Annotated in this window: 9 protein-coding genes; 7 read left to right on the plus strand and 2 right to left on the minus strand. The window is 59.8% G+C overall.

Annotated features, from left to right (window positions below; all coding sequences use genetic code 11):
• Positions 1-69: 69 nt before the first annotated feature.
• Together ENJ37_05290 and ENJ37_05295 are read left to right on the plus strand one after the other, a co-directional pair.
• Complete coding sequence (locus tag ENJ37_05290; GenBank protein ID HHL39900.1) at positions 70-1,440, plus strand: tetratricopeptide repeat protein; 1,371 nt, start codon at positions 70-72, stop codon at positions 1,438-1,440.
• Positions 1,427-2,965: a 2,3-bisphosphoglycerate-independent phosphoglycerate mutase gene (locus tag ENJ37_05295; GenBank protein HHL39901.1), complete on the plus strand. Its 1,539-nt coding sequence runs from the start codon at positions 1,427-1,429 to the stop codon at positions 2,963-2,965. The genes ENJ37_05290 and ENJ37_05295 overlap by 14 nt, the downstream gene beginning before the upstream one ends.
• Before the next feature lie 72 nt (positions 2,966-3,037).
• Here the strand turns inward: ENJ37_05295 and ENJ37_05300 are convergent, their stop codons facing one another.
• Both ENJ37_05300 and ENJ37_05305 read right to left on the minus strand, forming a co-directional pair.
• Entirely contained in the window at positions 3,038-4,015 is a 978-nt protein-coding gene (locus tag ENJ37_05300) for a radical SAM/Cys-rich domain protein (protein ID HHL39902.1), read from the minus strand.
• 22 nt (positions 4,016-4,037) lie between these two features.
• On the minus strand, positions 4,038-4,370 hold the full coding sequence (locus ENJ37_05305) for a 4-carboxymuconolactone decarboxylase (protein ID HHL39903.1): 333 nt from the start codon (positions 4,368-4,370) through the stop codon (positions 4,038-4,040).
• Positions 4,371-4,509: 139 nt separating this feature from the next.
• Here ENJ37_05305 and ENJ37_05310 point away from each other — a divergent pair, with 139 nt between their 5' ends.
• From ENJ37_05310 to ENJ37_05330, 5 genes are all read left to right on the plus strand, one after another.
• The gene (locus ENJ37_05310; protein HHL39904.1) at positions 4,510-4,953 is read left to right on the plus strand and encodes a hypothetical protein; all 444 of its coding nucleotides are present in this window, start codon (positions 4,510-4,512) and stop codon (positions 4,951-4,953) included.
• 82 nt (positions 4,954-5,035) lie between these two features.
• Entirely contained in the window at positions 5,036-5,269 is a 234-nt protein-coding gene (locus tag ENJ37_05315) for an Lrp/AsnC family transcriptional regulator (protein ID HHL39905.1), read from the plus strand.
• A gap of 381 nt (positions 5,270-5,650) precedes the next feature.
• Positions 5,651-7,381: a hypothetical protein gene (locus tag ENJ37_05320; protein HHL39906.1), complete on the plus strand. Its 1,731-nt coding sequence runs from the start codon at positions 5,651-5,653 to the stop codon at positions 7,379-7,381.
• A gap of 269 nt (positions 7,382-7,650) precedes the next feature.
• Positions 7,651-7,893 carry an AbrB/MazE/SpoVT family DNA-binding domain-containing protein gene (locus ENJ37_05325; protein ID HHL39907.1) on the plus strand — a complete coding sequence of 81 codons (243 nt, stop codon included), beginning with the start codon at positions 7,651-7,653 and terminating at the stop codon, positions 7,891-7,893.
• The gene (locus tag ENJ37_05330) at positions 7,841-8,281 is read left to right on the plus strand and encodes a type II toxin-antitoxin system VapC family toxin (protein HHL39908.1); all 441 of its coding nucleotides are present in this window, start codon (positions 7,841-7,843) and stop codon (positions 8,279-8,281) included. The genes ENJ37_05325 and ENJ37_05330 overlap by 53 nt, the downstream gene beginning before the upstream one ends.
• The last annotated feature ends 541 nt before the right edge of the window (positions 8,282-8,822 follow it).

Here is an 8,822-nt window from a genome sequence, read left to right on the forward strand (position 1 = left end):
CGGGGGACAGGACGACCGGAGAGCGTCCTTGAAGGCGGCCCGAAAAACCGGCAGAGGTGAACGACTGAAATGTACTCACAGATAATCCTCTTTTTCATCATAGTGCTCATCACCTCGTTCTTCTACCTCCACTCGCTCAACCCGCAGGAGGTGGTCTTCAACCTCACCAAGGACTGGTCCATCGTCCTGCCCGTCACGGTGCTGCTCTTCTGCGGCCTCTTCGTCGGTCTCGCTCTGGTGGTCTTCAACACCATCTTCGTGGACCTGCGCCGTTTCTTCAAGGGCATGAGGTCGCGCAGGGCCGAGAAGCTGCGCCAGCAGTGCAGCGAGAACTACCGCGCCGGCGTGGAAGAGCTCTACCGCGGCAACACCAAGCGCGCAAGGGCCCTGCTGGAGAAGGCGCTCGAGATAAACCCCGACGATGTGGACATAAAGCTGCGGCTCGTGGACGTCTACAAGGCCGAGCGCAGGCCCCAGGAGGCCTTCAAGCTCCTGGAGTCCGGGCTCGCCAGGCGCCCAGGCTCTCTGGAGCTGCTCATGGCCGTGGCGCTGACGGCCGACGAGTTCGGCGACGTCTACAAGGCGGCGGCCACATACGAGGAGATACTGAAGATCGACGAGGACCACTACCTCGCCCTCACGCGGCTGCGCGACATAAGGACCGACGAGGGCAAGTGGGAGGAGGCCGCAAGGCTGCAGAAGGCGCTTCTGGACCAGGACCACCGCGGCACGCCTCTCGAGGACGAAGCCGTGCTCGAAAAGGAGAAGCGCCGCCTTGCGGGCCTGCTCTACGAGTGGGCCCAGGAGCTCGCCGCCTCGGACCGCCAGGACGAGGCCCTCGACACCCTCAAGGAGATATTGAGGCTCGACGACACCTTCCTGCCGGCCTACGTCCTCCAGAGCGACATCAACGTCGCCCAGGGCAACGTGAGCCAGGCGCTCAAGATCCTCGAGGGGGCCTTCGAAAAGCACCACCGGGCCATACTCTTCCTGAGGCTCGAGGACGTCTTCATAAAGGAGTCCAACCCGGAGAAGATACTGGAGAAGTACAGGAAGGCCATAGAGCGCAAGCCCCACAACACGGAGCTTCGCCTGCTGCTCTCGCGGCTGTACCTGCGCCTTGAGATGGTCGACGAGGCCATCGAGGAGCTCGAGCGCATAGCCAACGAGTGGGAAGACACCTATTACGGCCGCGTGCTGCTGGGCGAGGCCTACATGAGGCGCAACCAGAACGAGAAGGCCGCCCAGAGCTTCCACCGGGCCATAGGCATAGACAAGGAGCTTCTGCCGCCCTTCGTCTGTTCCGGCTGCGGCGCCCGAAACGACCGGTGGGAGGCGAGGTGCCCGAGCTGCGGCGACTGGAACACGCTGGTCATGAACAAGGTGAAGCTTGCCCCGGCGGCCAAGCCCGCAGAGAAGGCCGAGTATGCAAGGACTTAGGCCGGTCTGCCTCGTCGTCATGGACGGATGGGGCCTATCGTCCGACAGGACGGCCAACGCTCCCCGTATCGCATCCACCCCCAACATAGACAGGCTCTCCTCGCACTATCCCTTCGGTCTGTTGCGGGCCTCGGGCCTCGCCGTTGGGCTTCCCGAGGGACAGATGGGCAACTCCGAGGTCGGACACCTCACCCTCGGCGCGGGCCGCGTCATCTACCAGGAGATAACGCGCATAAACAAGGCCATCGAGGACGGGAGCTTCGGGGACAATCCCGCCCTTGCCGCCCTCGTCGACGCCGCCGTGGAGCGCGGCGGGGCGGTCCACCTCATGGGGCTCGTCTCCGACGGCGGCGTGCACAGCCATATGGATCACCTGAAGGCGCTGGTCGACGCCGTAAGGCGACGCGGCGTGGATCGCATATACATCCACGCCTTCCTCGACGGCCGGGACACGCCGCCGAAGAGCGGGCTCGGCTACGTGGGCGAGCTCGACGCCTTTCTCAAGGAGCGGGGCGCGGGCCGCATAGCCACTGTGACGGGCCGGTACTGGGCCATGGACCGCGACAACCGCTGGGAGCGTGTCCACAAGGCCTACGACGCCATCGCCCTCGGCGCGGGCGAGAAGGCCGCGACGGCGCAGGAGGCCGTCGAGCGCGCCTACGGCCGCGGCGAGACCGACGAGTTCGTAAAGCCGACGGTCATAGGCGGCGACGGCGCCCCCGACTCCCTGCCCCGCGAGCGCGACGCCATCATATTCTTCAACTTCCGGGCCGACCGGGCCCGCGAGCTCACCCGCGCCTTCGTGGAGCGGGACTTCAACTGCTTCGAGCGCAGGGGCGCGCCGGCCTCCCACTTCCTGACCATGACCGAGTACTCGGCCGACTTCCGCCTGCCCGTCATGTTCCCGCCCCAGCAGCTTGTGAACATCCTCGGCGAGGTGCTCGCCTCCCGCGACGTATCGCAGTTCCGGGTGAGCGAGACCGAGAAGTACGCCCACGTGACCTTCTTCTTCAACGGCGGCGTGGAGACGCCCTTTCCCGGCGAGGACCGGCTCCTCATACCGTCGTCACGGGACGTGGCCACCTACGACCTCGAACCGGCCATGCGGGCCGCCGAGATAGCCGACGCGGCCGTGGAGCGCATAAAGGACGGGAGCTGTCGTTTCGTGCTGCTCAACTTCGCCAACGGCGACATGGTGGGACACACGGGCGTGCTCGAGGCGGCCGTCAGGGCCTGCGAGGCCGTGGACACGGCCCTGGGAAGGGTCGTCGACGCGGCGCTGGAGAAGGGATGGGCCGTGCTCGTAACCTCGGACCACGGCAACTGCGAACAGATGACAGACCCGGCTACGGGCCAGCCCCACACGGCCCACACGACCAACCCCGTGCCCTTCATCCTGGTCGACGAGACGCGAAAGGGGGCGCTCCTGCGCGACGACGGGGGCTTGAGCGACATAGCCCCGACGGTGCTCGAGATCATGGGCCTTGAGCGGCCCGCCGAGATGGACGGAGAGGTGCTCTTCTGAAGCGCACCGGCGAAGGCCCCTTTCCCCTTTCAAAGACCTCCGGTTCCCCGCGGTTCCTCAAACGAGCAGTCCTCAGGCGACCTCGCCGCCGCAGCTCGAGCCCGCTCCGGCCGTGCAGCCGTAGCAGTGGCGGCCCGTCACTATGCGGCGTTCCCTGAGCCTTTCCACGTCGAAGTCGCGCAGGTGTTCCGGGGCGCCGTGGTTACACCGCAGGCCGAGCATCTGGTTGAAGTCGCAGTCGTAGAGCGAGCCGTCCCATCCGACGGAGAGCATGGTCCTGCACATTACGCTTCCGGCGGCCTCGGGGTTGAAGGCCGCTTCGAGGCGTTCCATGTAGCCTTGCAGAAGCCTTTTGTCTTCGAGGGTTCTTCCGAAGCGGCCGATGGGCATGTTCGTTATGGTGAAGAGACGGGTGAAGACCACGCCGTGGCGGCGTTTGAGCTCCCTTCTGAAGTCGGCCTCCAGCGAGCTCTGGGAAGGGGGGAAGAAGGCGCCGGCCGGGTTGTAGACGAGGTCGAGCACGAGGGGCGAGCCCTCGACGCCGTAGCCGGCGGCGTTGAGGCGTCTCAGGGCCTCGATGGAGCGGGCGAAGACGCCGGGTCCGCGCTGCCTGTCGGTTGTGCCCTCGATGTAGTGGGGGAGGGAGGCGACGACTTCCACGCCGAGCGAGGCGAGAAAGTCTATGAGGTCCCCGCAGCCCTCTTCGAGGAGCACGGTGAGGTTGGTGCGGGTCATGACGGCCAGTCCCATGGAGCGGAACCTTTCGACGATGCTGCGGTAGCGGGGATGGAGCTCCGGGGCGCCGCCCGTTATATCGACGGTCCGCGCCGCGCACCTCTCCACGGCGCTGAAGACGAGTTCCAGCGTCTCGTCGCTCATTAGCTCCCGCCTGCGGGGACCGGCCTCCACGTGGCAGTGGGCGCACGAGAGGTTGCAGCGGCGGCCGACGTTTATCTGCACCGTATCAACGGCCTGCGAGGTGAGGGGGTAGAGACCGGCCCGGCGCAGGCGCTCGTCAAAGGGACTTTCCTGACTTTCGGTCTTGTTCATGGCTGCGGTGGTGTCGCGCGGCTCAAAGACCCAGCTTCGCCGACTTGTTCTTCATCTGCACGCCGTGGACGAGCGAGGCGCCGCCGCGGATGGCGCCGGCCACGTGCACGGCCTCGGTCATCTGCTCGGTGGTGGCGCCCTTGCTGAGCGAGGCCTCGGTATAGGCGTCGATGCAGTAGGGGCACTGGAGGGCATGGGCCACGGCCAGTGCTATGAGGGCCTTTTCGCGCTCGCTGAGCGCCCCCTCGGCGAAGACGCTGTTGTACCACTCGAGGAACTTCTTCCACAGCTCCGGGGCGTCCTCGCCCATGGTTGCGAACTTTGCGAGGTCGGCGGGGTTGTAGTATGTCTCCATATTGCGGCACCTCCGGCTGTGTGCTATGATTCGTCAATAGGGCTGCAAGCGAGAGAGTGTCAGGTTAATACAGGTCGGCTTCCATGTCAAGACGAACAGGGCCGCCTCCCGCGAAAAGCAGGGGCGCGAGGGGGCGGCGGTGACGCTGCGGGGACACGTCATCCAGGCTGCAATCACGGCCGCCGCGGCCGCAACGGTGCTCGATCCGTGGCAAACGCTCGTGCTGGCCTCGAGCGTGGTTCTCATAGACGTGGACCACTATCTCGACTTCGTCGTCGTCACCGGCAGGTTCGGCCTGAGCGAGATGTTCCGTTTCCACGACTTCGTCTGGGAAAGGAGGGGCGAGGTCTACGGTCTGAGCGTCTTTCACACCGTGGAGGTCTTCTCTCTGCTGGCCGCCGCCGGCTGGCTCTGGAGCGAGTGGGCCTGGGTCGTTCTCGCCGGTTTTCTCATGCACATGGCGGCCGACGCGGTCTTCCTCTACCGCAACGACGCCCTCGGCACGAGGGCCGTCTCGATAGTGGAGTACGTGGTCAGGCGGGGGGGAGCCGGTTATCCGCGGTATGAAGACGCGGAGGAATGAACGGGACTCCATTTTCCTGAAGTGATACTTCAGCGTTTTGCCGAAACAGGCTGTTCTGTAAAGGTTTGGGAGGGAGTGAGTCATGTCGGTAGAGGCCTATGTGTTTGTGGAGTGCGAGCACGGCAAGTCCGGTGTGGTGGCCGAAGAGATAAGGCGCATCGGCGGAGTGAAGGACGCCAAGACCGTCACGGGACCCTACGACGTCATCGCGCTCGTTGCGGCGTCTAACTTCAAGGTGCTCGGCGACGTGGTGGTGACGAAGATCCAGGCCATAACCGGGGTGAAACGCACGCTGACGAACGTCATAATCGAGTAGCACGGCCGCCCGGAGCCGGAGGGGATTTTCTTCCCCAGTGCGGGCTTCCATATGCGGCCGTGGTGACGGCGCTCCCGTGGCGCGGTCCGCGCCAGGGCGGGGTTTGTTACGCCTTTGCGGACCGCGCCAGGGGAACGCCTCGGCCTTGGCGGGGGCTCCATAAAGGAGTGGGTCTTTTGTGTCGCATAATGTATATTATGTAAATTGCGGGTGGGGCTATATCGGTTTGCCGCCTGTCGGTCCCCCGGAGGGGGCGGGTCCGCGCCAGGCGGGGTTTGTTACGCCTTTGCGGACCCGCCCCCTCCGGGGGACCGACCTGATCGTACTCCCCTTTAAAGTTAGGTCTAATCGTGGCAATTTATTCTAGTTGACAAATTTAAGATGAGCGTAACCGATAACCTAATTACACTCCCGAACAACGCCGGGCGGAAGATTATTGAGGCTGGTGCAGTCATCGCGTGTCCCTTGTTGGACACAGAAAGGTTCGTTAAATTTTGCAAAAAAGATTGTGGCCTTTCCGTCAGTCGGGAGCGCCTTATACGGCTCGAACGCCTGCGTTTGTTTACCCCTATTTTCCGGGTACGGAAGCCTGAAAGGGATGCGCCACCACCATTTTATATTCTAGTGCGCAAGGGACATAACTGGTTCACAAAGAAATGGGCATGGGATACCACAGGACTTACCCCAACCTACCAAGTTCCCGATTACACCGACGGGACACAAGAGGGTTACTATTCTATCTTTCAAATCGATTATCTTCATATGGTTCTCCAGAGGATGACGGATTCTGTCGAACTGGATTACTACTTAGATCGAATTGATAAGAAGAACATCGATTGGCATAAGAAGGGCGAAAGGCGGATTGGGGTTGCAGAAAGCCGGTTGAAAAGCTTGCTCACCCACGAGTACCATCGTCGTAGTGTGGCATTGCTTTGCCAATTCATATCCAACCGATACTACCCCAAATCGCAGAGTGATCAGAGAAAGTTTAGAAATAGTCTTCGTCGTGGAATCTATCCAGACCACTGGTATGAATGGGACCCACGGAAAGCAGAGCGTTTGTTTGATTTAACACCTGAAAAGCTGCGTAACGCCTATAAGGGTTTGGCTTTAGCCCAAAAGGACTGCGACCCCCTGGAGCGATGGTACCAACTCACGCAGTTCGTTGCTGTTAAGGAACGTAAAAAACTCAAAGGGGATGCCTTGAGGGCCGAAACCCTTAGGGCCGGCGCCCACATGCTGCGCCTTCTCTATAAGGATTTGTATGGAGAAGAACTACCTCACCCAAACGAAGAAAAAGTCATCACCCATATCCCAGAATTGGATGTTCGCCAAGATACTCGCCGCTATCTTGAGTTAGTCGTCAACCGTTTTGGGCTTAATCCACAGCCGAAGCTCTGCCTTATTGTAGAAGGAGAAAGCGAGGAGGCTGCCGTACAAAAAATATTTAAACAATATTTTGGCGCTCATCCGGGTAAGTACTGGATCGAAATTGTCGTACTCGGCGGTGTCGGAGTGGCCACCGGTACTAAGCAAGATCGCTTCCGGGCAATCCTCCGGCTTGTAGACTATCTACATCATCACCAAACGATCACGTTTCTTATTTTAGACAATGAGAATTACGCAATAAGACTCGAGCAGGAAACCAAAAAGGCTAAGTCCATTCATAGCGACCGACGCTATGTCACGCGTCCAGATTATATCAAAATATGGAGGAAATCTTTCGAGTTTGACAATTTCTCCTGCAGTGAGATTGCGGCAGCAATGAGTAAACTGGCAATGGGTCATGCAAACTTCACCACCTCTGAAGTGGCTACCTGTAAGAAAAATCCTAATCCGGGTGCATCTCTGAAACACCTTTATAAGCAAAAGACCCATTACGGCCTTCAGAAGATCAAGCTAAGTGAATTTCTGGTTGAACATATGATGTCGCCAAGCTCACGGCGTAAGATCGAAAACCGACCCATTGTCAAAGTTCTGGAGCGGGTGAGACAATTGGCCGATGACAACCTGTTTCCGACAATGCACAAAATCTGGGAAGATAACCAGGCGTCAAACTATTTTGGTAAGAAACTTAAACGGAGCAGGAGCGGAGGGAAAGCGAAGGGTTGAAGAATATGCCGCGGTTTCCTCGACTGGTCGGTTTGCCGCCGGTCGGTCCCCTGGAGAGGGCGGGTCCGCGCCAGGCGGGGTTTGTTACGCCTTTGCGGACCCGCCACCGACAGGAAGGAGCACCTTGACCGTAACGGGGCTCCGGCCCGGCCCCTTGGATTTCTCCCCTCCCTGAGAGACGCGGGAGGATAATATTTCTTGACAAAAGCCGAATCTGGTATTACTTTATTGTTAAGTAATATGACTTCTTGATGTAAGGAGAAACCACGATGGCAAGGCCGGTAAAGATAACCTCGAAAGGACAGGCGACCATTCCGAAAGAGATAAGGGATATCCTCAAGACCGACGTCGTGGAGTTCGAGGTGGTGGATGGGAAGGTGATCCTTAAGCCCGTGCTGAGCGTCGGAGGGTCTTTGAGCCGGTATTCAAAGGGGTATCGGCCGCTCAAGGACGTAAGGGATACGGTGTGGAAGGAAGTGGTGCGTGAGAGGTCCGGGAAAAAGACTGCCTGATACGAACACCATACTCAGGTACCTGCTCGGTGATGAGCCCCGCCTCTATGAAAAGGCGGCGGGGTTCTTTGAGAAGGTCAGGGTCGGAGAGGAAAGGGCTGTGATCCTCGAAAGCGTCCTTGTGGAATGCGTATACGTATTGACCAAGTTCTACAAGGTCCCAAAGGGTGAGGCCTCTGCAAAGCTCAAGGAACTGCTGCGTTATAAAGGCATGGCCAATGACGACGGGGATGAGCTCATCGAGGCACTGACCACTTTCGCCGACAACCCCTCCCTCGATATCGTCGACTGCATCTTGTGTGTAAAAGCCGGGGCCGGCAGTATGCCTCTCTTTACTTTTGATAAAAGTCTGCTGAACCATTCAAAACGCCCAGCCTCCGGCAATTGATTGAGGTAGAAGCCCTCGATACTTCCAAATCGTCCCGGAAATTCATGACGGTACTTCATGGTTCATGGTCTTGAACTGCGCCTATAGGTCGGTTTGCCGTCGGTCGGTCCCCTGGAGAGGGCGGGTCCGCGCCAGGCGGGGTTTGTTACGCCTTTGCGGACCCGCCCCTCCCAGGGGAGCGACCTGAAGGAGCGCCCTGATCGTAACGGGGCTCCGGCCCCTTGGTTTCCCCTCCCTGACGACCTCCCCTCTTCCTGCCGGAAAAAAAGAAGATGAAAAAGAAGGATGAGAAAAGAAAGCAGGAGCGGGGCGGCGTGGCTGAAGGCCGCTTCGGGTTCCAACGGTACGACAGCGCCCAACAAGATTCATCGTTTTTTCTTTGCCTACTTTCTTTTTGGTAATACCTAACCAAATCGGACCAGATCATGTAGAATGTTCTGGTCATGAGAAGTTGTCCTAAGTGCTCTTATACGTGGGCTTGGCAACTGTCCGACGGCAGGTTCAAATGCCGTCGTTGTGGAAGCCGATACAGTTGGACCTC

This window comes from Deltaproteobacteria bacterium, assembly GCA_011375175.1.
Taxonomy (GTDB): Bacteria; Desulfobacterota; GWC2-55-46; order GWC2-55-46; family DRME01; genus DRME01.